The organism is Lacinutrix undariae (assembly GCF_052934785.1).
Genome location: NZ_CM128809.1, coordinates 1451602 through 1476163, shown reverse-complemented (window position 1 = coordinate 1476163; position 24562 = coordinate 1451602). Strand labels below are relative to the sequence as shown.

The window sequence follows — 24562 nt, the reverse complement described above, 5'->3', positions numbered from 1 at the left end:
ATGAAAAAATCATTTTTAATATTCACTATAATCTTTTGCTTAAATATTAATATGAGAGCACAAGTAAATGATACATTGTATATTGAATACCATAAATACATGACCATTTTAGAACTTAACAAAGAAGAAATCACATTAGATTTTACTTTAAAGAACCCTGAAGATTCAAATCTTAACAGCTATATCTTTTTTTTCGATAATTTAATGCCAGATTTTAAACGTCATCCTTTTAAAGATTTAAAAGACACCATTTCAAAAAAAGAGTTAAACACCTTTAAAATGAAAACATTACAGGATCTTTCGCAAAAAACATCTTGTGACTTACATAATTTTTTAAGCGATACAAAACCAATCTATTTAATAAAAAAAGAAAAAAGCATGTATTACAGGTATAAACTACTATACAGAAGTACACAGCGCGGAGGTATAAGATCTTATAATCATCAGTAAACAAACTTATTTAACCAAAAAAAAGCCTTTCCACTAAGTGAAAAGGCTTTTTTGATATTATTTGATTTCTTTACCATCTTTGTCAACAAAGTGGTATTCTAGATACGTGTAAGCATCTCTAGGCATAACTTTCACCCATTTCTTATGTTCTAAAAACCATTTAGAACGTATTGATGGGAAACCCTTAGTTAAAAAGGCTGCTATAAAAGGATGTGTGTTTAATGTCACCTTTTTATAGTCTTTTTTAAGAATTCTTTCTAGGTCTTGAGTGATTTTTTGCACAACTTTAATTGGTGCTTCAATTTCATTCCCCGATCCGTTAGGATTTTCTTCTTTAGTTTTAATATTCCTTTCCGGGCGAACGCGTTGTCTAGTAATTTGTATTAGACCAAATTTGCTTGGAGGTAATATTTTATGCTTTGCTTTATCATCTTGCATTTCGTCGCGTAGATGATTATACAGTTTTTTTCGGTTTTCGGCTTTACCCATGTCAATAAAATCGACAACTATAATTCCTCCCATGTCACGTAAACGCAACTGACGAGCAATTTCTGATGCTGAAATTAAATTCACTTCTAAAGCGGTGTCCTCTTGGTTAGTTTCTTTATTAGATCTATTTCCACTGTTAACATCAACAACATGAAGGGCCTCTGTGTGTTCAATCACTAAATACGCTCCTTTTGCCATTGATACTGTACGTCCAAAAGATGTCTTAATTTGACGCTCTATCCCATGTTTTTCAAAAATGGGTACGCCGTTTTTATGCAACTTTACTATGGACTCTTTCTTAGGTGCAATTTCTTGCACATAATCTTTAATTTGCACGTAAAGCTCTTCATTATCCACTACAATACTAGAGAATGAATCGTTAAAGATGTCTCTTAAGATAGAGGACGCTTTATTCATTTCTCCCAGTACTTTACTTGGATGATGGGCTTTATTTAATTTTTTACACATTGTTGTCCATCTGTCCAACAAGTTTTGTAAATCTTTATCTAGCTCAGCAACTTTTTTGCCTTCTGCTACAGTACGAACAATAACCCCAAAACCTTTAGGTGCTATACTTTTTACCAATCGTTTTAAACGATCTTTTTCTTCTTTAGATTCAATTTTTTGAGAAATTGAAATTCTGTCAGAAAATGGCACTAATACAATATAACGACCTGCAATAGACAGCTCGCTACTAATACGAGGTCCTTTGGTTGAGATAGGTTCTTTTACTATTTGTACTAAGATTGATTGATTTGATTTTAAAGCGTCAGCAATACTTCCGTTTTTATCAATATCTTTTTCAAACTGAAAATTTTTAAGTAAAAAATCTGTGTGCTTACCTGTACTTACACGTTTTACGAATTTTAAAAGAGAAGGTAATTTTGGTCCTAAATCATGATAATGCAAAAATGCATCTTTCTCATAACCTACATTTACAAATGCAGCATTTAGTCCCGGAACCGCTTTTCTTACTTTGGCTATAAACACATCACCAACAGAAAAGTTGTTATCATCTTCATCTTTGTGCAATTCAATAAGTTTTCCATCCTTTAACAAGGCAAAATCAACAATATCAGAACTCGATCTTATAATCAATTCTTTATCCATATTGAAAATTTATATCTATTTCTAATTAAAGAAACAGATGGATTACACTATATTTTTTGATACAGGATGTAATATCCATTAAATTTAGGTATTACGAAGTTTTTCGTAATACATCATAAATTAAATATCAAAGAACGTTGTTTTAAAAAACTAAAAAAGTAGTTTTAAAAACTACTTTTTTATACTATTTTTTCTTGTGGCGGTTAGCGCGTCTTCTCTTCTTACGCTTGTGCGTAGCCACCTTATGTCTTTTTCTTTTTTTACCACTTGGCATAGTATTATCTTTTTAAATTAATATTCGTTTTAGTTAACTTCAACGTTAGTTTTAACACCTTCTACAAATACTTTAGCAGGTTTAAATGCTGGAATATTGTGAGCTGGTATTTTAATTGTTGTATTTTTAGAAATGTTTCTTCCTGTTTTTTCAGCTCTAGTTTTAATTATAAAACTACCAAAACCTCTTAAGTATACGTTATCTCCACCTTCTAAAGAAGTTTTTACTTCTTCCATGAAAGTTTCAACCGTTGCTTGTACGTCTCCTTTTTCAATTCCTAACTTGTCAGAAATTTTAGCTACTATATCAGCTTTTGTCATTTTTCTATTTTTTGGGTTACTATTAATTATAAGGGATGCAAATATAGTTAATTTAATTTCAATATTTCAAGCCTAATTAATTAAAATTTAACGTTGTAAAGAATTATTTTTGCAGCCATATAAAAACTAAAATGAATTTTAACAAGATATTAACTAATTGGTACTCAGTAAATAAGAGACAACTACCTTGGCGTGAGACCAAAAACCCTTACTATATTTGGCTCTCGGAAATAATTTTACAACAAACACAAGTTAAGCAAGGGTTACCTTATTATGACAATTTTGTGAAAAACTTCCCAACTATTTTAGACTTAGCCAATGCCGAAGAAAGCCAAGTTTTAAAGCTTTGGCAAGGTTTAGGCTACTACTCTAGAGCTAGAAATTTGCATTTTTCGGCAAAATATATTGTAAATGAGTTGAACGGAGTGTTTCCAAACACCTATAAAACGCTACTACAACTTAAAGGTGTTGGCGATTATACTGCTAGTGCTATTGCTTCTTTTTGTTATAAAGAACCTACCGCAGTGGTTGATGGAAATGTATATCGTGTATTATCACGTTATTTTGGAATTGCTACTCCTATAAACACAACTCCCGGAATTAAGGAATTTAAAAATTTAGCAGATCAACTTATAGATAAAAAGCATCCTGATGAATACAATCAGGCTATTATGGAGTTTGGCGCTTTACAATGCAAACCTAAAAACCCTAATTGTGATACTTGCCCATTAAATACAAGTTGTGTGGCGTTAGAAAAAAATAGTATTGGAGAACTGCCTGTAAAATTGAAGAAAACTAAAGTGACTAAAAAGCATTTTAACTTTTTGGTATTTTTGTCTTCCGATAAGGAAACAAGATTTGAAAAACGTGTAGGAAAAGGTATTTGGGAAAATTTATATCAATTTCCACTTATTGAAACTGAAAATATATTAAATACCGAAACCTTTACTGAACACCCATTAATTAAAGAAAGCTTAAACGGCTTAAATTTTGAATTCTCCTTATATAATGACACCGATATTGTACATAAATTATCACATCAACATTTATATACTAAGTTTTGGATTATAGAGGTTGATAAAATAAACGGCAACTCCACTCCTACTAGTGACATAAAACAATACCCAACACCTATATTAATTAGTAATTTTTTAGACGAATTTAATTTTCCTATATAAAAGAGTCACAATTTTTTATTACTTTTAATAATAGTTAATTTTGCAAACTTAAACGATACAATAATATTATGGCTGGAACCTTAAATAAAGTAATGCTAATTGGGCATTTGGGAGACGACGTTAAAATGCATTATTTTGATGGCGGAAACTGCGTAGGCCGTTTTCCGTTAGCAACAAACGAGACGTATACTAACAAACAAACCAATGAACGTGTTACTAATACAGAATGGCATAATATAGTTGTACGAAATAAAGGTGCCGAAATTTGCGAGAAATACCTTACTAAAGGTGACCGTATATATGTTGAAGGTCGTATTAAAACAAGAAAATGGCAAGACGACAAAGGTATTGAGCGTTACTCATCTGAAATTCAATGTACAGATTTTAAGTTTTTAACGACTAAAAGCGAGTCTCAAAACGATACTGCTCAAAAAACAGAAAATACACCTAACGAAGCATCAACATCCTCTGCAAAAGGAGATGATCTTCCATTTTAATACTTAAACTAAATCTATCTAAATTGGACCCCGAACCCACGAGTTTACTAATATCAATATCCGACTTTAACATTCCACTAATCTCTGGAATTATACTCCTTGTTGTGTTACTTATTTGTTCTGCACTTATTTCTGGTGCCGAAGTTTCTTTTTTCTCTTTAACACGTTCTGATATCAATACAGGACTAGAAAACAAACCAAATAAATTTAACATCATAGCTAAACTTTTAGAACGTCCAAAAAAACTATTAGCCACCATTCTTGTTGCTAATAATTTTATAAATATTGGTATCGTTATTCTCTTTGCTTTTCTTGGCGAATACTTTTTTAAAGATATAGAGTTAGCTTGGTTACGATTCACTCTAGAAGTTGTAGTGGTTACCTTTTTAATCTTACTTTTTGGTGAAATTATTCCAAAAGTTTATGCGAGTAGAAATCGTGTAAAATTTTCGGAGTTTATGACTATGCCTTTAAACTTTTTAGATATTATTTTTTCACCAGTAAGCTTACCTATGCGTTATGCAACGATAATGCTTCAAAATAAACTAGGAAGACAAAAATCGAATATTAGTGTTGATCAACTTTCGCAAGCTTTAGAGTTAACCAGTGAAGAAGACACCACTAGTGAAGAACACAAAATACTACAAGGTATTGTCTCTTTTGGAAACACAGATACCAAACAAGTAATGCGCCCAAGAATGGATATTTTTGCTTTAAATACCGAGCAGAAATACAAAGATATTATCCCAGAAATTATTAAAAACGGATATTCTAGAATTCCTGTTTATAAAGATAGTATTGATAGTGTTATTGGCATTTTGTACGTTAAAGATTTATTACCTTATATAGATAGAAAACAATTTGATTGGACGTCTTTATTAAGAGCACCATTTTTTGTTCCTGAAAACAAGAAACTAGATGATTTAATGGTAGAATTTCAAACCAAAAAAGTTCACCTTGCAGTTGTTGTAGATGAATATGGTGGAACATCTGGTCTTGTATCTCTTGAGGATGTTATTGAACAAATTGTAGGAGATATTACAGATGAATTTGATGATGATGATTTAGTGTACACTAAAATTGATGATAACAATTATTTATTTGAGGGTAAAACCCAATTAAAGGATTTTTATAAGATTATAAACATTGAAGACGATACTATTTTTGAAGACCATAAAGGCGAAGCAGAAACCATTGCCGGATTTGTTTTAGAGATTTCAGGGTTATTCCCAAAGCGACTTAGTAAAATAAATTTCAAAAATTACGTTTTTACTATAGAAGCCTTAGATAAAAAAAGAATTAAACAGGTAAAGTTTACGATACTCAATTAATGAAAAAAATTATAGCGCCACTACTTGCAAGTCTTTGTTTGGCTTGTGGTAACGATCCCATCCCAAAACCTAAAGCATATTTGCGTTTAGATTATCCTAACGCAGATTATAAAACAGTAGAAAGTGCTTTGCCTTTTACGTTTGAAAAAAACGAACTTTCAAATGCTATTACAAATATTAAAGTAGATGAACGCAACCAAACTTATGGGATAGATATTAAATACCCAAGTTTAAAAGGAACCATTTATTTAACTTACAAAAAGGTAGATGACACCAATTTAATACCGTTAATAAAAGACGCACAAAACATTACACAAAAACACACTATTAAAGCAGATGGTATTGAGGGTGATTTATATGAAAATCCAAAACACAAGGTTTTTGGAATGTTTTACGAAGTAGATGGTAACGCTGCATCACAAGCACAGTTTTATGCTACAGATAGCGTTAATCACTTTTTAAACGGTGCTTTATACTTTTATGCTAAACCTAATTTTGATTCTATTTATCCGGCAGCAGAATATCTTAAAAAAGATATTAAGCATATTATGGAAACGTTAAAATGGAAATAACATATTCCTTTTATTTTTTAAAATAAACACATAAAAAAAGCCTCTGAAATTTCAGAGGCTTTTTTAGTATATTATGTTAGATTAGTTTTGGTAAACCCAAACACCTCCTGTTTTAATAACTGCAAAATCTTCGGTAGTATTACTACCGTTATAAACCTCAGCAGTTACCACATATTTTTGCTCTTCTTCTGCATCTGGTGCGATATTATCTAATACCACATTAATTGCTTCAAGAACCATTGGATTTGTCCATTCTGCTACATTTCCAGCTCTTCTGTCCATGTTACCATAATTAATCATACTTGCGGTAGCTGTTTCATAAGTCGCAGATAAAGCGGTATTAATAGCAGCATAATCATCAGCAGTAAAAGTATGTCTGATTGTGTTATCTGGAACCCAGATACCATTATCAAATCCAAATTGTAATGTTGAAGAAATTGTAGACTCATGTCCTGTAAATTCTCCACCAATTACAGTATAGAAGTCTCCTCTTATTTGAGCTCCACTACTACTTGATATGTAATCATAAATAACAAATAACTCTTCATCTTCTTGAGCGTAAGGGAAATTTATACTTAAAAATGCAGGTAAATAGTTATCTGGAGAAATTGAACTTCCAAAGCTATTATAAGCTCCTGGTTGATCTTCGTTTTCACCCATTGCATCATAATCCATAGAGCTTAAGTAGTACGTACCTTCAACAGCTTCCCAATTTGACCCATTATACATAAAGTATACACCTTTTGAATTCACATCTCCTGTAAGTCCTGGAATTTTAATTGCTACACTTTCAACTCTCCATCTTCCAGAATCACCTTCATCAATATCTGTAGTTAACTCATCATCAGCTATAGAAGTATATTTTAAAGCCACGTTTATAGTTTGACCATCGTAAGCTGAAAAATCATAATCTTCTGAAGCTGCCATATTTCCTGTTGCTGGATTTGCTAAAGTAATTTCATCCCAAGTTGCTGTTAATACATCATTCGTATAATTCGTTGAAACTAATATTTTAACTAAAGACGCATCATTTGCGAAATCTAATTCTTGAGTAATTTGAAATTTAAGATCACTTTCATCAGTTAAATCTATTGCTGGTGACACCAACCATTCTGTATTAGAAGTTGCTCCTCCAAAGAAACCACTTGCTTGTACATATCCTTCTTCTGAAACCCAAGTTTCATCAGCTCCAAATTCTTCAACAACATTCCACCCTTGCATAGATCCGAAGAAATCAAAAGTAACTACATCTGCTAAGCCAGTTTGTGGGGCTTGTAAAAATTGGTCGTATTTTACTAATACAACTTGTCCATCAACTGGGCCAACTACTTGTGCATCTAAAACAGATGGAATAGCACTTACCGCATCTTCATTTGGATAAAAACCAAAAGCATCACTTCCTATAGTTGCATAATCTGCATTAGAAAACTCATAAATATCTGCTCCAGCAAAATCACTTACACCTTCAGCACTACCAACATATAAATCGTAAGTTACAACTACCGATGATCCTTCTCCCCAAAATGGGTATTTGTTTGCTAAGAAACCTGGTAATAATGCTCCTGCTTCATCAGCAGAGTTAAAACTTCCGTAACCTAACTCTAATTCAGTATAATCATCACTAGTTAGTGTGTATGATTCAGTTCCAACAATAGGAGCTGTTCCTGCATCTGTTTCATCATAGATATCTTCTAAAGGATTACAACCTACAAAGGTTAACCCTAGAACTGCTAAGCAATAAATTATTTTTTTCATTTTAATTTTTTTTTAAAATTTAACTTTTAATCCTACACTATACGTTCTTCCTGATCCAAAATAAACTTGAGCAGTAGATGATGTTCCATCTATATCATCAGCATCAGATACATATTCAGTATTTAACGCGTTGTTTACTTTACCAATTAAAGTTGCTTCAAAACCTCCCATAGCGAAAGAGTGACTTAAACCAACATCAAATAAACCAAAATCAGGTAATTTCCATACGTTAGGTAAATCATTACTTCCTCTATTTGTAACATCGTAAGATGCGTAGTTATCTCCAGCGAAGTTATAATCTACATAAACTTTAGATTTTGTAGCAATTTTATAGTTTGCACCTAAAGCAAATGTTGTTTGAGCTGCATCACCAACTTTTAAGTCTTTTGCAAACACTTCAACAACATCAACAACGTCACCTTCTTGGTTTCTAATATCTGCTGACACGTTACTATCCCATTTCCAGTCTCCAATAGAAGCCATACCTGTTACAGTTAACTTATCAGTAGCTTTATATTTAAAATCAACCTCTACACCTTTGTGTAATGCATCAATACCTAATAAGTTGTAAAAGAAAATATCTTCACCTGTTCCTATTGATCCACTAAGTGTTTTATCTAACCATTTTGTGTAGTACACATTTACGTTAGCGCTAAATTTTTCGCTACGGAAACCGTATCCTATTTCTGCACTAAATACTTTTTCATTTACTGCATCTTCGTTAGCTACAAGCGTATCATCATCTAAGAATACAGAATCTAAAAATGGAGCTTTAGAGAAGTAACCTACATTTACAAATACATTATGATTTAAATCAAGGTTGTAGTTACCTCCTCCTTTAATACCATATCCTAGGTAATTAACAGCTTCAGATGTTCTGCTTCCTACAATAGTATTATTCATAAATTCTTTTTGTTTGTAGTTACTATTAGAGATATCTCCAGCAACAAATACATTAAATTCGTCTGTTACTTGATATTCAGCTTGACCAAATAAACCACCTCTTATAACAATTCCTTGGTTATCTTTATTGTATTTATCTCCTACTTTAAGAGGACGTCCAAAAGCATAAGTATCATCTTCATTATCTAAATAGAATTGTCCTCCTAATAAATCATCAACTTCATACCAGTGAGATCCTATGTAGTAACGAGCATCTAATCCTCCAGATACTGTTAAGTTATCATTCACTTTGTTTTTATAAGTAGATAAAACTCCATACCACTCATGTGAGTTTCTTGAAGAAGACAAGATATCTGTAGATCCACCAACACCGTTAGCTGTATTTTCTTCAACAACTTTATCAAAATCGATAGGTTGTAATCCTGAAGTTCCTAATCTATAATCATCAGATCCAATTTTTGAACCTTCATCTCTACGTCCTCCTCCTGAACCGAAAGAAGCATAAACAGATGTAGATAAATCTGATTTTTCATCAATATTCCATAAATGGTTTAAAGAGATTTGAGGTTTGTTGTAGAAATTATATGATTGGTGATAAACTTCACCATTTTTATAACCCCAATCTTTATTTGCTTTTTGTGGTCCTGCATCAGTTGCTCTTAATTCAGAAATTGTAGAACGGTTGAAACGTTGACCGTGTTCTTGTTGTGATCCGATAGCAGTAAATGATAATCTGTGATCATCACTTAATTGTTGAGATAAACTAAGGAAGTAATTGTATCCAGAAAACTCAGTTCCATCAACATAACCATCTCCAGAAATTTTTGAAGCACTTACTGTTGCAGCAAATCCTTTTTCATTTAATCCTGTAGAATACGTCATTCCGTATTTTAAATATCCATCGTTTGCAATACTTGTAGAAACATTACCACCTTTAACTGCATCTGTTGTTTTAGTAATAACGTTAATTGTACCACCTACAGAAGCTACAGCTACTTTAGAAGCTCCTAAACCTCTCTGTACTTGTAATGTAGAAGTCACATCTCCTAATCCAGCCCAGTTACTCCAGTATACTGCTCCGTTTTCCATATCATTTACAGGAATACCGTTAATCATTACAGCAACGTTTTCTGAACTAAACCCTCTAAGGTTAATTCTTCCGTCTCCATAACCACCACCAGCTTTAGTAGCGTATACACCAGGTGTAGACTTTAAAATCTCAGGAAATTCTTGAGTACTTAATTTTAATGAAATGTCTTCAGCTTTAATTGTAGATACCGCAACTGGCGTTTTTCTATCTACTGCAACCGAAGCAATAATCATAACCTCATCTAAACCTACTTCACTAGATTTTAATGATATAACACCAAGATCTAAATCACCAGTATAGGCAACTGTTTGGCTAATGTACCCTACGTAAGAAATTACAACTTCACCTGAACCGGCTTTTGTAGTAATAGTAAAGTTACCATCAAAGTCTGTAGTCGCTCCGTTTGAAGTTCCTTTTTCAATGATGTTGGCTCCTGGTAAAGGTTCATTCATGTCTGAACCTACAACCTGTCCTTTAATCGTGCTTTGCGAAAAAGCGACTGTAGCAATTAACATTACCGCAGTTGAAAATAAAAATTTTGAAATTTTTTTCATACTGATCAATTAAAAATTGTTTTTAGTTTGTGCAAAATTACGCATTATTAAAAATGCAATATTAACTAAACGTTAAGATTTAGTTTGCTCTAATTTAACTAAAAAAACTGATAATTAACTCAGTATGAAATTAAAAGTATTAACAAGCTCTTAACATATATTATGTTAAATCTTTGTAATACTCTAAAAGATTAGACGTAGAAGCGTCATGTTTGTTAATAATGTTAATAGCATTTATATCATCAAGAATTGTACTAGCTAGTTGTTTTCCTAACTCTACACCAAATTGATCGTAGCTAAAAATGTTCCAAACTATACCTTGAACAAAGATTTTGTGTTCATATAGTGCGATTAATTTACCTAAACTTTCTGGTGTTAACTGCTTAATTAATATAGATGTTGTTGGTTTGTTTCCTTCAAATACTTTAAAAGGCACTAAACTTTCTTTTGCACCTTCTGCTTCAACTTCTGCTTTAGTTTTTCCGTTTAATAAAGCTTCAGTTTGCGCAAAATAATTAGACATCAATTTATCTTGATGATCTTTATTACCATGTAACGATTTTCCGAAGCCAATAAAATCGGCAGGAATTAACTTAGTTCCTTGATGTATTAATTGAAAAAATGCATGTTGTGAGTTTGTTCCTGGCTCTCCCCATATTACAGTTCCGGTTTGGTAGTTTACAGGTTTCCCAGAACGGTCAATACTTTTCCCGTTACTTTCCATTATACCTTGTTGCAGGTAAGTTGCAAATTGGTTTAAGTATTGTGTATAAGGAATTACTGCTTCGGTTTCAACCTTAAAAAAGTTATTGTACCATACGCTTAATAAAGCGGTAACTACAGGAATATTTTTATTGAAAGATTCAGTTTTAAAATGTTCGTCCATTTTATGAGCACCTAATAATAGGTTGTCGAAGTTTTCAAATCCTACAGATAAACTGATAGATAGCCCTACAGCACTCCATAAAGAGAAACGACCTCCAACCCAATTCCACATTGGAAAAATATTAGCTTCATCAATACCGAAACCTTTTACTTTTTCAATATTAGTTGATACAGCTACAAAGTGTTTTGCGACAGCTTCGCTTGGTGCATCTTTTAAAAACCAATTTCTAATAGTGGTTGCATTAGATAAAGTTTCTTGTGTTGTAAATGTTTTTGAAACAATAACAAAAAGTGTTGTTTCTGGGTTTAATTTTTTAATCACTTCATTTACATGATCTCCATCTACATTACTTACAAAATGTGTGGTTAAGTGATTTTTATAATAGGTTAAAGAATCTACAACCATAGCTGGTCCTAGATCAGATCCTCCAATTCCTATATTTACAATATCTGTAAATGCTTTGTTTGTATATCCTTTTAATTCACCTGAAACAACTTGATTTGTAAAGGCTTTTATTTTAAACTTTACTTCATATATTTCTGGAACCACGTTTACACCATCAATAAAAACCTCTTTATCTTCAGCAGTTCTTAAAGCCGTGTGCAATACGGCACGTTCTTCAGTTTCATTAATAACATCACCATCAAAATATTTTGAAATAGCATCTTTTAATCCTACTTCTTCAGCTAATTCTAAAAGTAAATTTAAAGCCTCGTCTGTGATTCTATTTTTAGAAAAATCTACATAAAAGTCATCCCATTTAATTGTCATTTCATTGGCTCTCTCATTATTTTGAGCAAACCAATCTTTCATATGTACATCCTTAATCTCGTTAAAATGTTTTTGTAATTTTTTCCAAGAATTAGTAGTCGTAGGGTTGATTGCTTGTAATGCCATTATGAAATTGGGTTATTATTTGGTGTTGTGTCTATAGAAATTTTTTCTTCTTCAAACTGAATCACATCTAATTGCGTTCGTATTGGTTTTATAAACTCTAAGTATTTTATTTTTAAACTATCTGAAATGGGTTCAGCTGCTGGCAACTTTTCTTTTAGCGGATCTACTTGCTTTCCATTTTTCCAAAAACGGTAACATACGTGAGGTCCTCCAGAATTACCTGTCATACCAACCCATCCAATAACATCTCCTTGTTTTACAAACTGTCCTTTTTTAACATTTTGTGCTTTCATGTGAAGGTATTGCGTTTCGTAAGTTGCGTTATGTCTTATTTTTACAAATTTACCGTTTCCTCCACGTCTTGTAGATTCGGTTACGGTTCCGTTTGCGGTTGCTAAAATTGGTGTTCCGATAGCTGCGGCAAAATCTGTTCCTTTATGCGGACGCAACTTATAACCGTAATAAGCAATACGGCGGTTTAGGTTGTAACGTGATGAGATTCGGCTAAATTGAACCGGTGCTTTTAAGAAGGCACGACGTAAGTTTTTAGCTTCTTCATTAAAATAATCTGAAATTCCTTTTACACTATCACTTTCAAACTCAAAAGCATAAAAAGGTTCTTTATTATGTTCAAAATAAGCTGCTTTAATATTGGCAACTCCAGCATAAATGGTATCATCAATATATTTATCGGTATAAATCACTTTAAAGCGATCTCCCTTTTGAAGACGTCTAAAATCGATAGTCCACGCATAAATTTCATCGGCCATTTTATAAGCTAATCTAGAACTTAAGCCTTGCGCTTCTAGAGTTTCAGAAATATTACTATTAATAACCCCTACAGCTGATTTTTCAACATAAGTAATTGGTTTTCTAGAGGTGTATGCGTGAATAGAATCTTCAAAATTAATGACTACATATTCCTCTTTATTTGGTTGATAAATAAAAGTATTTGGAATTTCTAGTGAATCTTTTGAGCACAACAAAGTATAAGGTTTCCCAATTTGAAGTTTTCTAATATCAAAAGTGTCTTTTGCTATTTCGGCAATATTATAAACCGTTGAGTATCCTACGCTATTACGCTGCATGATAGCTCCAAAACTATCTCCAGATTTTATAGTATCTCTTTTTACAATATAATCATTAAGTTTAAAGCCGAATTCTACAATTCCTTCAGGTTCTACAAAGGTTTCTATTGGCTCAACTTCTACTTGTACTTTTTCTTTACACGACCATAGTGTAATTATTAAAGTAATTGCTATTATTGTTTTTAATTGCATTAGATATTCTAAATTTTAAAGGTCTTTTCCCCAGTTTTCTAATTCTTGCTCACTCCATAATTCTGGAAAAAATATGCGTCTTTGATATCTTGGATGCATGTATTTTTTCCAATCACTTCCTCCTGTTGCTTCTCCATCACCTGTACCGCTTTCAATATAATGTTTGGCAGCATTGTAATGTGCCATTACCCAAGTAACATTAACAGTATAATCATAATGACGCATGGCTTTTACAAGACTTTCATCTTTTTGATCTTCTTCGGGCAACTCTTTAAATCTTGTCCAAAGGTTTTTGGTATTATAGGTTTCCATAAATCTTAAAAACTCGTCTTTGTAGCGGTTTTCAAAATTCACTAAAAGTGTTGATTTGTCTCCCGTTTTATAATCCTTTCCTGCAGCTTGCCAATATAAATGTTCAAAAGCATGTGTGTAAGGCGTATTACGATCTATATCCTTACGGAATCTGTAATCAATAAGATTAATAAGTTCTGTTGAAGCAAATTCTATTTGGCGGTATTGTGCGCTTTGAAATCCGCTTGCTGGAGTAAGTGTATATCTAAATTTCATATACTGCTCTACATCCATTCCTTCTCTCATAATATTGAAAGAGGTGGTTAGCATATCAAAATAACGACTAATACGCATAATGCGACTTTCAAAGAAATCTACTTTTAAACCTTTGCTATCTGCAACCTGTTCAATTTCCCACAAAATCATTTTAAAAATCAATTCGTTGATTTGATGGTATGCAATAAACACCATTTCGTCTGGCAAAGTGGTACGTTGAATTTGAAGTCCTAAAAGGGCATCGGTTTGTATATAGTCCCAATATGTAATTGGCTTACTGTGTAGTAAGCCATGTAAATGATCTTCGGTATTTTGACCTATTGCGGCGAACTTTTTTTGAAGTTCTTGTATAATAGCGTCAAAGTTGTGCTCGTTAGACATAGTTAATCAAATTGTATTTCAAAAGGATGTTTTAATCCTTTAAAAGCTTCTAAGTCTGCTCGTAGTGAACCAACAGCTAAGTCTGCTTTTATTTTTAATGGTATTTTATTTTCATCTCCGCTTACCCATAAGGTTAAGCTTTCTTGTTCTTTAAACACACGACCAGCCATAACGTATGGTCTAAACTTTAATGTTTTTACGTTTCCAAACTCGGTATCAATAGTTTCTCTTCCTAAGAATTTTAGTTTGAATTTATAATTTTCTTCATCAAAAAACATATTCATTTCAACAACATCACCTTCTTTTATTTTTTCTGTATCGTAGTGATTACGCAGATAATAAAATGCTGATACCATATCCTGAACATCTTTTTCGGTAGCTACAGTTGTGATTTTATTTTTCTTCTTATTCTCGACAATCGCTTCTTTTTTAACATGATCAAAATCTATTTCAATATCTTTTGTGTGACCACCTTCATCAATTTTTCTTACAAATTTATAAGGCTTTCCTGTTTCCATATCAAAATAACTCTCGTAACGGTCTTTCACTTTAAAAAACCATTTTATAGCACCGGTTGTCCATCCTTTTCCAATAACATGAAATACTTTCTTTCCGTTTAGATTGGCATCTTTAACTTCTAGCGTTGCATTTCCTGCTTTTAAAAAGCCACTATAACTCATTCTGAATTTAAACCATTCTCCTTCTTGGAAGGCTGATTTTTCTTGTGCAAACGATGTTTGTACAGTAAAAAAAATAGCGATTATAAATAGTAGTTTTTTCATAAAATAAAGCATTGCAAATGTAGTTTTTTAAATCACATTTAATTGTTGAAAAACATGATTTGCAATTACTATTCCAAAAGTATGAAAAAACAAAAAACTCCATGGTTATATCATGGAGTTTTTTAAGTATGATTTAGTTAAATATTTGTTATAACGTTCCTCTTTTTTCTTGTTCGCGTTCAATAGACTCAAATAAGGCTTTAAAATTACCTGCTCCAAAACCTCTTGCACCCATACGTTGAATGATTTCGAAAAACAATGTTGGACGATCTTCAACTGGTTTTGTAAATATTTGTAATAAATATCCTTCTTCATCGGCATCAATCATGATACCTAATCCTTTTAATTTCTCGATATCTTCTTGAAGTTCGTGACTGTGTTCTTCTAAACGTCCCGGAACTGATTTGTAATATGCTTCTGGTGGTGTTGATAAAAACTCTACTCCTCTTGATCTTAAATCTGATACGGTAGTAATAATATCATCGGTAGCCACAGCAATATGTTGTACTCCAGAACCTTCGTAAAAGTCTAAATATTCTTCAATTTGAGAACGTTTTTTTCCTTCTGCTGGTTCGTTGATTGGGAATTTTATACGTCCGTTACCGTTACTCATCACTTTACTCATTAGTGCTGAATATTCAGTATGAATTTGTTTATCATCAAACGATAGGAAATTCACAAATCCCATAACGTCTTCGTACCATTTTACCCAAGTATCCATTTCTCCCCAACCTACATTACCAACCATGTGGTCAATAAATTTAAGTCCGGTTGGTTCTGGGTTATAATCTGATTTCCATGCTTTAAACCCTGGCATAAAAGTACCAGTGTAATTTTTACGTTCAATAAACATATGTACTGTTTCACCGTAAGTGTATACTCCAGCTTTTACAATTTCACCATGCTCATCGGTTTCAACGGTTGGTTCTAGGTATGATTTTGCACCACGTTTTGTAGTTTCTTCGTAAGCGCTTCTAGCATCATCTACCCATAAGGCAACAACTTTTACACCGTCTCCGTGTTTTACAATGTGGTTATTTATTGGTGATTTACTGTTTAGCGGTGTGGTTAATACTAAACGTATTTTATCTTGTTTAAGCACGTAACTTACGTGATCTTTACTTCCGGTTTCTAAACCTTTGTATGCGTAAGATTGAAAACCGAAGGCTGTTTTGTAAAAATGCGCTGCTTGTTTAGCATTACCTACGTAAAACTCTACGTAGTCTGTTCCTAAAAGTGGTAAGAAATCTTCTGCACCTTCAAATATTTTTTCTAATCCGTATTCTACGTTTTTAATATTTTTTGCCATGTTGTTGACGTATTTTTTATGTGTTTAATTGTATTTTGATTGTGCTATTTGCTAGCAAGTATGTTTAGCCCTGATGGAAACGACATCCTTTTTTTTGTTTTTGAAAAAAGATATAGTGTACAGCAGGATTGGCTTCTAATAATTAATGTTCTAACCAAGATTTATAGTAATCTTCATCGGCAATTTTCATGGCTTCTTCGGTTACTTTTAGTGGTTTAAACGTATCTACCATTACGGCAAGTTCATCGGTTTTTTCTTTACCTAAACTGCGCTCGGTTGCTCCCGGGTGTGGACCGTGAGGAATTCCGGCGGGGTGTAATGAGATGTGTCCTTGATCAATATCGTTACGACTCATAAAATCGCCATCAACGTAGTACAACACCTCATCTGAATCAATATTACTGTGATTATATGGTGCTGGAATACCGTTTGGATGGTAGTCGTAAAGGCGTGGTACGAAACTGCAAATTACAAAGGCTGCAGTTTCAAAAGTTTGGTGTACTGGTGGCGGTTGGTGGATGCGTCCGGTGATGGGCTCGAAATCGTGAATTGAAAAGGCGTACGGATAGTTGTAACCGTCGTATCCTACAACATCAAAGGGATGTGAGGCGTAAACCATTTCGAAAATATCGTCTTGTTTTTTTACTTTTATTAAAAAATCACCTGTTTCGTTATGAGTTTCTAGTTCTTGTGGCTGACGAAGATCGCGTTCGCAGAATGGTGAATGTTCTAACAGTTGCCCAAACCAGTTACGGTATCGTTTTGGTGTATATATTGGGTGACGCGACTCGACAATAAATAGACGATTGTCTTGGGTGTCGAAATCCATTTTATAAATAATTCCGCGTGGTACAACCAGATAATCTCCGTATTTAAAGTCGAGATTCCCTAACATTGTGCGGAGTTTCCCTGTGCCTTTATGAACAAAAATAAGTTCATCGGCATCTGTATTTTTATAAAAATACTCTCTTGTAGATTCTTTTGGTGCTGCCAAAATTATACTACAATCGCTATTGGTAAGTACGGTTTTACGACTCTCTAGATAGTCGTTTTCTGGTGGTACTTGAAATCCTTTTAAACGGTAGGATTGTATACTGTTTTCTTTAGCAATTTTAGGTTTTACGCTGTATTGCTTTTTTATTTCTTTTACTTGTGTTGGGCGTTGCTCGTGATAGGAGTTTGTAGACATCCCATCAAAACCTATGGTTCCAAAAAGCTGCTCACTGTAAAGGCTTCCATCTGGTTTTCTAAACTGCGTGTGGCGTTTAGGTGGAATTTTCCCTAGTTTATGATAAAATGGCATTGGCTTTACTATTTTAAGGTTGTTAAACGTTGTTTTGTTTTTGAGTTCTCGATTCTGCTCGAACTAATAATTGAACTCTGCTTTAATTAACAACTTAATGTTAATGTTGCTAGAGTTTTAAATTATTATGTTACTGCGAGAATTAAATATTGAATTTACTCAAACTGATAATTAGCATTTTTATACTGATACCTTGTTTTGTTTGTCTTGAAAATACAAAAAAGGAATTGAAACTTATATTTTAAACCTTCTCATTATTAACACGTAAACACGATTATCTTATTATAAAGGTACAAAATATGCGTACTACTCTGGATTTCTTTTTATAAGAAATTGAAGAAAGGATAATAAATCTGTCCAAAATAGTTTCATAGAGTTACAAATATCGGAATAAATTTCAATAAAAAAAATAGAGTGGTTTTTTTGAGTTAAAAATTAATTACGAGAAAAAAACGACAACATAACTAACTAAAAATTAAATTTTTATAAATTTTATTTATAGATTAGTCTGTATATTATTTGAAATAAATGAAATCAATTACAATTTTATTACTCATCTTTTTAATATGAAAAACCTCTTATCCATTTCACTATTACTATTCATAAATTTAAGCTTTTCACAAATTAAATCGGGGACAGTTACATATCATATACAAAACAATAATAATACTTTAACAAGCAACGACTTACGAGAACCATTATTATCCATTAATAAAGAGGTTGGTAATATAGAACTCATTTTAAACTTTAATAGAACCTCTTCTTCTTTTGGAATTAAAAAAGAGTTACTTAATGACAGTAAAAACGATTATTACAGACATTTGGCTTTATTAGTTACAAAATCTGACAAAGTGTTTTATGTTGACTCTAATAAAAAAGAAATTATAGAAAAATTCTCTCCTTTTGGAGAAGAAATAAGGCTAAAAAGCAATTATAAAACAAAACAATGGACATTAAGTAATATCTCTAAAAAAATAAATAATTACACTTGCTACAAAGCGTCTATTACTATTGATTTTTGGAAAGAACAAGAACAAAAATTCATAAAACTACATTATACGGCTTGGTATTGCCCCCAGCTAAACTTTAATTTTGGCCCACTAGATGCCGTTGGATTACCCGGTTTGGTTTTAGAGTTTTCAAATAAGAAACTCACTTACTACGCGACCAAAATCACACTAAGTGATGAAGATGCAACAATTACACCTCCAAAAGAAGGAAAGTTAATAACTAAAGACGAATACGACACATTAGCAAAAAAAATGTATTTAAACACACAAAACTAAATAACATATTTTCTTGTAAAACTCCTCCTACAAACACAAAAAAAATTTGTCGTTACGGTTTTTCCGTAGTCTCTAGGATACATCACTTGCGAGGACATCAAAAAACACTAAAATACGCATAAACAGTAGATTGCGACCAAAAAAAAGTACTTATATTTTTTGGAGTTTAGTTTTTTTTTTTTTTTTAGATTAGCCTATCTTTAATTAGCATTAGGTTATTTACAAGGTGGCTTTTTATTTTTTTTAGATACCAAATTGACGTCTTTTTAAAACTAGTACTAGTTTATTTTAACCTTGTAACCTTGTTATTTTCACACCTTGTTATTTTTAATTAATAACCAACCTAATATTTAGGTTTTAAAACAAAACATTATGAAAAAATTATTTAATGTAATGGCTGTGATGCTGTTTGTAGGAAGTTTAACAAGTATGTCTCCTGCCATGGAACAAGAGGAGTATGGAAAAGCATCTGATTGTGCTCAATATTCTAGGAATATTATTTTAAATGCTGCTCAAACATATAATTTAGACATCAGTAGAGAAGGTCAACACTTCAACTTAATGATGGAATTCTATCATGATATTTATTTAGATTGCCTTAATGATTAATATTTTCTATGAAAAACATTTTTTACATAATTATATTAGTTAGCTCAATTACTATGTATTCACAAAACCCGATATCGGGTTTTGTTGAATACACTATAGTATCGACATTAGCACCAGACACTTTAAAGGTTTCAAAAAACAAAAAGCTACAAGACCTACTTACCAAAGAGGCTTACTTTAAATTAAACTTTACCAACAAAGCCTCACTTTATCAACATAAAGGCACTAAAAAAATGGCATCTGATACAGAAAACGCCTTGCAAATAAGTTTTTTAAAATCGTTTGGAGGTGGTGATGGTATTTTTTATTATCACAGAGATGATAAAAAAACAGAAGTGCAAAAACATATGCTTGGCGACTTATATTTAATATCTTACAATTTACCTGATTGGAAATTACTAAACGAAACAAAAAAAATAGGAAACTACACTTGCTATAAAGCTATACAAAACCTTAAATCACCTATAACTGCATGGTATACTCCAGAAATTCCTGTGCCTTTTGGACCTAAAACTTACAATGGTTTACCAGGTATGATTCTTGAGGTTATTATGGGCGATATTAGAATTTTTGCATCGCATGTGTCTTTAAATCCTACCGAAATACAAAATATACAAAAACCCGAAAAAGGAATTAAAATAAGTGAAGAAGCATTTAATAAAAAACTAAGCGAGTTTGCTAGTGATATTGGCTTTTAAAAAACAACCTATTTTCTTGTAAAAATCCACCTACAAGCACAAAAAAAACACAATTACGGTTTTTCCGTAGTCTCTAGGATACATCACTTGCGAGAAACACAAAAAACAGTAAAAACCGCACAAACACCACATTACACAAAAAAATACTTGTTAAAAAATTTGGTGTCTAGTTTTTTTTTTTTTTTTTAGATTAGCCTATCTTTAATTAGTATTAAGTTATTTACAAGGTGGCTTTTTATTTTTTTTAGATACCAAATTGACGTCTTTTTAAAACTAGTACTAGTTTATTTTAACCTTGTAACCTTGTTATTTTCACACCTTGTTATTTTTAATTAATAACCAACCTAATATTTAGGTTTTAAAACAAGAACATTATGAAAAAATTATTTAGTGTAATGGCTGTGATGCTGTTTATGAGTACAAATGTATTGAATGCTAAAAACGCAGAACAAGAACTTACAAAATGTGAGATACGTGCTTTAAATGTTCACTGTGCTTTACTAGAAGAAGGGTATTCCCATGCAGAGGCATATCTTATATCTGGCATTGTAGAAAAACTATGTGAAAAAGAAGGGAAGCTAGAAACTAAGAAAGATACTATATCAGATAAAGCAAATTAATTTTTAACAGCCATTTTATGATAAACAACTCAAAATCTATAAAACAAACACTCTTAGTAATACTCATTACTTTTAGCACACAGATCTTTGCTCAAAAAAGAGAAGGTGTTATTACTTATAAAAGTAAAATCATTAAACCTATGGATAATGATACAAAAAGTAGCAGTATTCAATTTCTAAATGATATTATAATCAATAATGATTTTATAGATTTTGAGTTAAGTTTTAATAACACCGAATCAGTTTTTAAAATCACAGAATCTTTAGAAGAAGATAATAATTTAAAATTTTCAATAGGTCTTCTTGGTGGGTATGAAATATACTATTATAATACCTCAACCAAAGAAAACATATACCAAACCGAATCTTATGGTGAATTTTTTATTATTACAGACCATGAAAACTATAAATGGACTTTAACTAAAGAAAGTAAAAAAATTGAAAACTATACCTGCTACAAAGCCACTACTATTAAAGAAATCAAAAATTCGGTAGGGGTTTTTAAACGAAAAGTAGTAGCTTGGTACACCCCACAAATCCCTTTACAAATTGGACCTGCAGGATATAATGGGCTTCCTGGGCTAATTTTAGAGCTGCAAGAAAAAAATAAACTTTACGTGGCTCGTAAAATAGATATTAACGCCTTAGAAACTGAAATTAAAAAACCAACAAAAGGTAAAAAAATAACTTATCAAGAATTTCTTAAAATTGGAGAACGTATTGAGTCAGGTCATTAAAAAAACAACACTATTAACTTTAAAAACTCTACTACTTTTAGTAGGGTTTTCATCATACGCGCAAAATATTTTGGTATCGGGTACGGTTTCTGATAGTTTAAAAGCACCTTTAGCTTATGCCAATATTTTAGCAATACCAACTAGTAACGACCAAGATATTCGGTTTGCTGTTACCATAGAAAATGGGAACTATAAACTAGGTTTAGCAAAGCACCAAACTTACAATATTACCGTAAGTTATTTAGGCTACACATCTCAAGAGATACAGCTTAACACTACAGACCAAAATATTACAAAAAACTTTATACTTGCAGAAAACCCAAACCAACTAGACGAGGTTACACTTAACTACACACCTCCAATTACCGTAAAAAAAGATACTACTACCTACGATGTTAGCAAATTTGTAACAGGTGAAGAACGTAAACTACGAGAAATCCTAAAAAAACTACCTGGTGTAGAAGTCGATAAAGCGGGTAACGTTACCTCAAATGGAAAAAAAATAACCAAAGTTTTAGTAGAAAATAAAACCTTTTTTACAGGAAATAGTAAACTAGCCGTTAATAATATTCCTGCCGATGCAGTAGATAAAGTTGAAATATTAGATAATTACAACGAAACCACCATGTTAAAAGGTTTGGAGGACAACGAAGATATGGCAATGAATATCAAACTAAAAGAAGACAAAAAGCAATTTGCTTTTGGTGATATTGAAGTTGGTGCAGGGATTAAAGACCGCTATCTTATACATCCTAATTTATTTTATTACAGCCCAAAAACTAATGTCAATTTTATTGGCGATCTTAACAACCAGGGTATAAAAAGCTTTTCGTTTAATGATTATATAGAATTTGAAGGTGGTTTTGGTCAACTATTTAAAGATCCAGGAGCTTATTTTGATCTTTATAATAGTGATTTTGCACGCTATTTAATTAATCAAGATTACACTTCAAATATTAATCAATTTGGAGCATTAAACATTAGGCAATCTATTAATAAACACACCGATATTAGCGGATATATTATCACTTCAAACAGTAAAACAACTACAGAAAGCAATACTATAAACGAGTATATAAATGACACGCCTTTTATTGAAAATAGAACAAACACCAATACCATAAACAACTTTTTTACCATAGGGAAATTCACTATTGATTACGATCCAACGCTTGAAGAAGATTTTGCTTATAATAGTTTTATAAAATTGACTAACAACAACTCAAACGGACTTATTTCAACATTAAGTACAGCACAAAACAATGCTATTACCACCATTAATGATATTAAAGGACTTAACCTTAAACAACATATAAAATACAGCAGAAAACTCTCTAAAAAACACACCGCAACTTTAGAAGCTAATTATAATTACCAAAACGACAAGCCTATTACCGAATGGTTAACCAATCAGCAAATTTTACAAGGTTTAATTCCTTTAGAAAATGATGCCATTTACAATATTTTACAAACCAAAACCACCAAATCACACACGGTAAATGCGGCAATAAAGGAGTATTGGGTCATTAATAATTTTAATCATTTGTATACTAGTTTTGGAGTCAATTCATCATTTACAAATTTTAAAACCGAAGACCTACAACAACATAGTGATGGGAGTATTAACAACTTTAATTCGGCAGGTTTTGGTAACGATTTTAACTACAATTTTATAAACACCTATTTAGGCTTAGAGTATAAATTTCAAATAGGAATTACCACATTTAAACCTATGGTATATGCACAGTTTTACAACTGGTCAACCGCACAACAAACAGAAAAAAATACTTATAACAAAACCTTAATCTTACCAAAATTCACGGTTGATACCGAGTTTAGTAGTAGCGAAAAACTAAGTTTTAATTATGATTTAGAAGCTAGTTTTTCGGGGATTAACAGGTTAGCAAATAATTTTGTACTTTCTGGTTTTAATGGTGTGTATAAAGGGAATAGTGAATTAGATAATCAATTATATCATTCGGCGAGATTGAGTTATTATAAATTCAGTATATATAAAAACTTAAATCTTAATTTTAGCACCAGTTACAGACGAAAAACAAAATCTTTTAAAAACACTACTGTATTACAAGGTATTGATCAATACAGCACACCAATACTATTTAACTTACCTGAAAACAATTGGAGTTTAAATGGAAGAATTTCAAAGAAAATTCATAAAATTAAATATAATTTAAGCAGCAGATTTAGTTATAATGACTTTTATCAAATTTTAAATGAGGAAACTAACTTAAATATTTCAAAAAATATTTCATCTACATTTAGCATGGAAACCTCTTTTAAAGAACATCCAAATGTAGAAATTGGCTACACAAAAAGCTTTAATAACTACAGCGCAACGAACGGGATCACAAAATTTGAAAACGATAAATTATTTATAGATCTTGAATATGATTTTTTAAAACATTTTATAATAAAAGCCGATTATAGTTTTGATACTTATATCAACAAAACAACCGCAGTAACTAATAAATTTGACACTGCAAATGCCTCATTATTTTATCAAGTAGAAGATAGCCCGTGGGGTTTTGAAGTGAATGCTACAAACTTATTTAATGTTACTTTTAAACAACAAAATAGCTTTAGCAGTTTTTTAATTAGCGATAATAAAACCTATATTTTACCAAGAATTATCATGTTTAAAGTTGCTTATAAACTCTAAGAGC

General features: G+C 31.7%; 21 protein-coding genes. 11 read left to right on the top strand and 10 right to left on the bottom strand.

Annotated features, from left to right (window positions below; all coding sequences use genetic code 11):
* The gene (locus ACU4C5_RS06545; RefSeq protein ID WP_446846263.1) at positions 1 to 450 is read left to right on the top strand and encodes a hypothetical protein; all 450 of its coding nucleotides are present in this window, start codon (positions 1 to 3) and stop codon (positions 448 to 450) included.
* A gap of 57 nt (positions 451 to 507) precedes the next feature.
* Here the strand turns inward: ACU4C5_RS06545 and ACU4C5_RS06540 are convergent, their stop codons facing one another.
* Positions 508 to 2049: an Rne/Rng family ribonuclease gene (locus ACU4C5_RS06540; RefSeq protein ID WP_446846262.1), complete on the bottom strand. Its 1542-nt coding sequence runs from the start codon at positions 2047 to 2049 to the stop codon at positions 508 to 510.
* Between the two features lie 303 nt (positions 2050 to 2352).
* Positions 2353 to 2643: an HU family DNA-binding protein gene (locus ACU4C5_RS06535; RefSeq protein WP_446846261.1), complete on the bottom strand. Its 291-nt coding sequence runs from the start codon at positions 2641 to 2643 to the stop codon at positions 2353 to 2355.
* A 131-nt stretch (positions 2644 to 2774) separates the two neighbouring features.
* Here ACU4C5_RS06535 and mutY point away from each other — a divergent pair, with 131 nt between their 5' ends.
* The 4 genes from mutY to gldD all read left to right on the top strand — a co-directional run bounded on the left by mutY (position 2775) and on the right by gldD (position 6221).
* Complete coding sequence (gene mutY, locus ACU4C5_RS06530; RefSeq protein ID WP_446846259.1) at positions 2775 to 3821, top strand: A/G-specific adenine glycosylase; 1047 nt, start codon at positions 2775 to 2777, stop codon at positions 3819 to 3821.
* A gap of 68 nt (positions 3822 to 3889) precedes the next feature.
* A complete protein-coding gene (locus ACU4C5_RS06525; RefSeq protein WP_446846258.1) occupies positions 3890 to 4318 on the top strand; it encodes a single-stranded DNA-binding protein in 429 nt (142 codons plus the stop codon).
* Between the two features lie 23 nt (positions 4319 to 4341).
* Positions 4342 to 5649: a gliding motility-associated protein GldE gene (locus ACU4C5_RS06520; protein WP_446846257.1), complete on the top strand. Its 1308-nt coding sequence runs from the start codon at positions 4342 to 4344 to the stop codon at positions 5647 to 5649.
* Positions 5649 to 6221 (top strand): gliding motility lipoprotein GldD, encoded by a 573-nt coding sequence (gene gldD, locus ACU4C5_RS06515; RefSeq protein ID WP_446846256.1) that lies wholly within the window; start codon positions 5649 to 5651, stop codon positions 6219 to 6221. The genes ACU4C5_RS06520 and gldD overlap by 1 nt, the downstream gene beginning before the upstream one ends.
* An 81-nt stretch (positions 6222 to 6302) precedes the next feature.
* On the opposite strand, the gene ACU4C5_RS06510 is transcribed toward gldD, so the two are convergent.
* The 8 genes from ACU4C5_RS06510 to ACU4C5_RS06475 form a co-directional block, all read right to left on the bottom strand.
* Entirely contained in the window at positions 6303 to 7976 is a 1674-nt protein-coding gene (locus ACU4C5_RS06510; RefSeq protein ID WP_446846255.1) for a choice-of-anchor J domain-containing protein, read from the bottom strand.
* A 12-nt stretch (positions 7977 to 7988) separates the two neighbouring features.
* Positions 7989 to 10523, bottom strand: a complete 2535-nt coding sequence (locus ACU4C5_RS06505) for a TonB-dependent receptor (RefSeq protein WP_446846254.1) — start codon at positions 10521 to 10523, stop codon at positions 7989 to 7991.
* 160 nt (positions 10524 to 10683) lie between these two features.
* Entirely contained in the window at positions 10684 to 12306 is a 1623-nt protein-coding gene (gene pgi, locus ACU4C5_RS06500; RefSeq protein WP_446846253.1) for a glucose-6-phosphate isomerase, read from the bottom strand.
* Positions 12306 to 13586, bottom strand: coding sequence for a M23 family metallopeptidase (locus tag ACU4C5_RS06495; RefSeq protein WP_446846252.1), 1281 nt, complete (start codon positions 13584 to 13586; stop codon positions 12306 to 12308). The genes pgi and ACU4C5_RS06495 overlap by 1 nt, the downstream gene beginning before the upstream one ends.
* Positions 13587 to 13601: 15 nt before the next feature.
* Positions 13602 to 14534 carry a tryptophan 2,3-dioxygenase family protein gene (locus ACU4C5_RS06490; protein ID WP_446846251.1) on the bottom strand — a complete coding sequence of 311 codons (933 nt, stop codon included), beginning with the start codon at positions 14532 to 14534 and terminating at the stop codon, positions 13602 to 13604.
* A gap of 2 nt (positions 14535 to 14536) precedes the next feature.
* Positions 14537 to 15316: a DUF3108 domain-containing protein gene (locus ACU4C5_RS06485; protein WP_446846250.1), complete on the bottom strand. Its 780-nt coding sequence runs from the start codon at positions 15314 to 15316 to the stop codon at positions 14537 to 14539.
* A gap of 148 nt (positions 15317 to 15464) precedes the next feature.
* Complete coding sequence (gene hppD / locus ACU4C5_RS06480) at positions 15465 to 16625, bottom strand: 4-hydroxyphenylpyruvate dioxygenase (RefSeq protein ID WP_446846249.1); 1161 nt, start codon at positions 16623 to 16625, stop codon at positions 15465 to 15467.
* A 142-nt stretch (positions 16626 to 16767) separates the two neighbouring features.
* Positions 16768 to 17928 (bottom strand): homogentisate 1,2-dioxygenase, encoded by a 1161-nt coding sequence (locus ACU4C5_RS06475; protein ID WP_446846247.1) that lies wholly within the window; start codon positions 17926 to 17928, stop codon positions 16768 to 16770.
* 566 nt (positions 17929 to 18494) lie between these two features.
* On the opposite strand from ACU4C5_RS06475, the gene ACU4C5_RS06470 reads away from it, so the two are divergent.
* From ACU4C5_RS06470 to ACU4C5_RS06445, 6 genes are all read left to right on the top strand, one after another.
* Positions 18495 to 19214, top strand: coding sequence for a GLPGLI family protein (locus tag ACU4C5_RS06470; RefSeq protein ID WP_446846246.1), 720 nt, complete (start codon positions 18495 to 18497; stop codon positions 19212 to 19214).
* 372 nt (positions 19215 to 19586) lie between these two features.
* Positions 19587 to 19823: a hypothetical protein gene (locus ACU4C5_RS06465; RefSeq protein WP_446846245.1), complete on the top strand. Its 237-nt coding sequence runs from the start codon at positions 19587 to 19589 to the stop codon at positions 19821 to 19823.
* A gap of 8 nt (positions 19824 to 19831) precedes the next feature.
* Positions 19832 to 20521 (top strand): GLPGLI family protein, encoded by a 690-nt coding sequence (locus ACU4C5_RS06460; RefSeq protein ID WP_446846244.1) that lies wholly within the window; start codon positions 19832 to 19834, stop codon positions 20519 to 20521.
* Between the two features lie 374 nt (positions 20522 to 20895).
* Positions 20896 to 21141 (top strand): hypothetical protein, encoded by a 246-nt coding sequence (locus ACU4C5_RS06455; RefSeq protein WP_446846243.1) that lies wholly within the window; start codon positions 20896 to 20898, stop codon positions 21139 to 21141.
* 17 nt (positions 21142 to 21158) lie between these two features.
* Positions 21159 to 21878, top strand: a complete 720-nt coding sequence (locus tag ACU4C5_RS06450) for a GLPGLI family protein (protein ID WP_446846242.1) — start codon at positions 21159 to 21161, stop codon at positions 21876 to 21878.
* A complete protein-coding gene (locus ACU4C5_RS06445; RefSeq protein WP_446846241.1) occupies positions 21862 to 24558 on the top strand; it encodes a TonB-dependent receptor in 2697 nt (898 codons plus the stop codon). Before ACU4C5_RS06450 ends, ACU4C5_RS06445 begins: the two co-directional genes overlap by 17 nt.
* Positions 24559 to 24562: the final 4 nt, after the last annotated feature.

Excerpts from the sequence above, each read along its gene's own strand:
- ACU4C5_RS06545 (WP_446846263.1), top strand. The coding sequence starts at position 1 with ATGAAAAAATCATTTTTAATATTCACTATAATCTTTTGCTTAAATATT.
- ACU4C5_RS06540 (WP_446846262.1), bottom strand. The coding sequence starts at position 2,049 with ATGGATAAAGAATTGATTATAAGATCGAGTTCTGATATTGTTGATTTT.
- ACU4C5_RS06535 (WP_446846261.1), bottom strand. The coding sequence starts at position 2,643 with ATGACAAAAGCTGATATAGTAGCTAAAATTTCTGACAAGTTAGGAATT.
- mutY (WP_446846259.1), top strand. The coding sequence starts at position 2,775 with ATGAATTTTAACAAGATATTAACTAATTGGTACTCAGTAAATAAGAGA.
- ACU4C5_RS06525 (WP_446846258.1), top strand. The coding sequence starts at position 3,890 with ATGGCTGGAACCTTAAATAAAGTAATGCTAATTGGGCATTTGGGAGAC.
- gldD (WP_446846256.1), top strand. The coding sequence starts at position 5,649 with ATGAAAAAAATTATAGCGCCACTACTTGCAAGTCTTTGTTTGGCTTGT.
- ACU4C5_RS06510 (WP_446846255.1), bottom strand. The coding sequence starts at position 7,976 with ATGAAAAAAATAATTTATTGCTTAGCAGTTCTAGGGTTAACCTTTGTA.
- ACU4C5_RS06505 (WP_446846254.1), bottom strand. The coding sequence starts at position 10,523 with ATGAAAAAAATTTCAAAATTTTTATTTTCAACTGCGGTAATGTTAATT.
- pgi (WP_446846253.1), bottom strand. The coding sequence starts at position 12,306 with ATGGCATTACAAGCAATCAACCCTACGACTACTAATTCTTGGAAAAAA.
- ACU4C5_RS06495 (WP_446846252.1), bottom strand. The coding sequence starts at position 13,586 with ATGCAATTAAAAACAATAATAGCAATTACTTTAATAATTACACTATGG.
- ACU4C5_RS06490 (WP_446846251.1), bottom strand. The coding sequence starts at position 14,534 with ATGTCTAACGAGCACAACTTTGACGCTATTATACAAGAACTTCAAAAA.
- ACU4C5_RS06485 (WP_446846250.1), bottom strand. The coding sequence starts at position 15,316 with ATGAAAAAACTACTATTTATAATCGCTATTTTTTTTACTGTACAAACA.
- hppD (WP_446846249.1), bottom strand. The coding sequence starts at position 16,625 with ATGGCAAAAAATATTAAAAACGTAGAATACGGATTAGAAAAAATATTT.
- ACU4C5_RS06475 (WP_446846247.1), bottom strand. The coding sequence starts at position 17,928 with ATGCCATTTTATCATAAACTAGGGAAAATTCCACCTAAACGCCACACG.
- ACU4C5_RS06470 (WP_446846246.1), top strand. The coding sequence starts at position 18,495 with ATGAAAAACCTCTTATCCATTTCACTATTACTATTCATAAATTTAAGC.
- ACU4C5_RS06465 (WP_446846245.1), top strand. The coding sequence starts at position 19,587 with ATGAAAAAATTATTTAATGTAATGGCTGTGATGCTGTTTGTAGGAAGT.
- ACU4C5_RS06460 (WP_446846244.1), top strand. The coding sequence starts at position 19,832 with ATGAAAAACATTTTTTACATAATTATATTAGTTAGCTCAATTACTATG.
- ACU4C5_RS06455 (WP_446846243.1), top strand. The coding sequence starts at position 20,896 with ATGAAAAAATTATTTAGTGTAATGGCTGTGATGCTGTTTATGAGTACA.
- ACU4C5_RS06450 (WP_446846242.1), top strand. The coding sequence starts at position 21,159 with ATGATAAACAACTCAAAATCTATAAAACAAACACTCTTAGTAATACTC.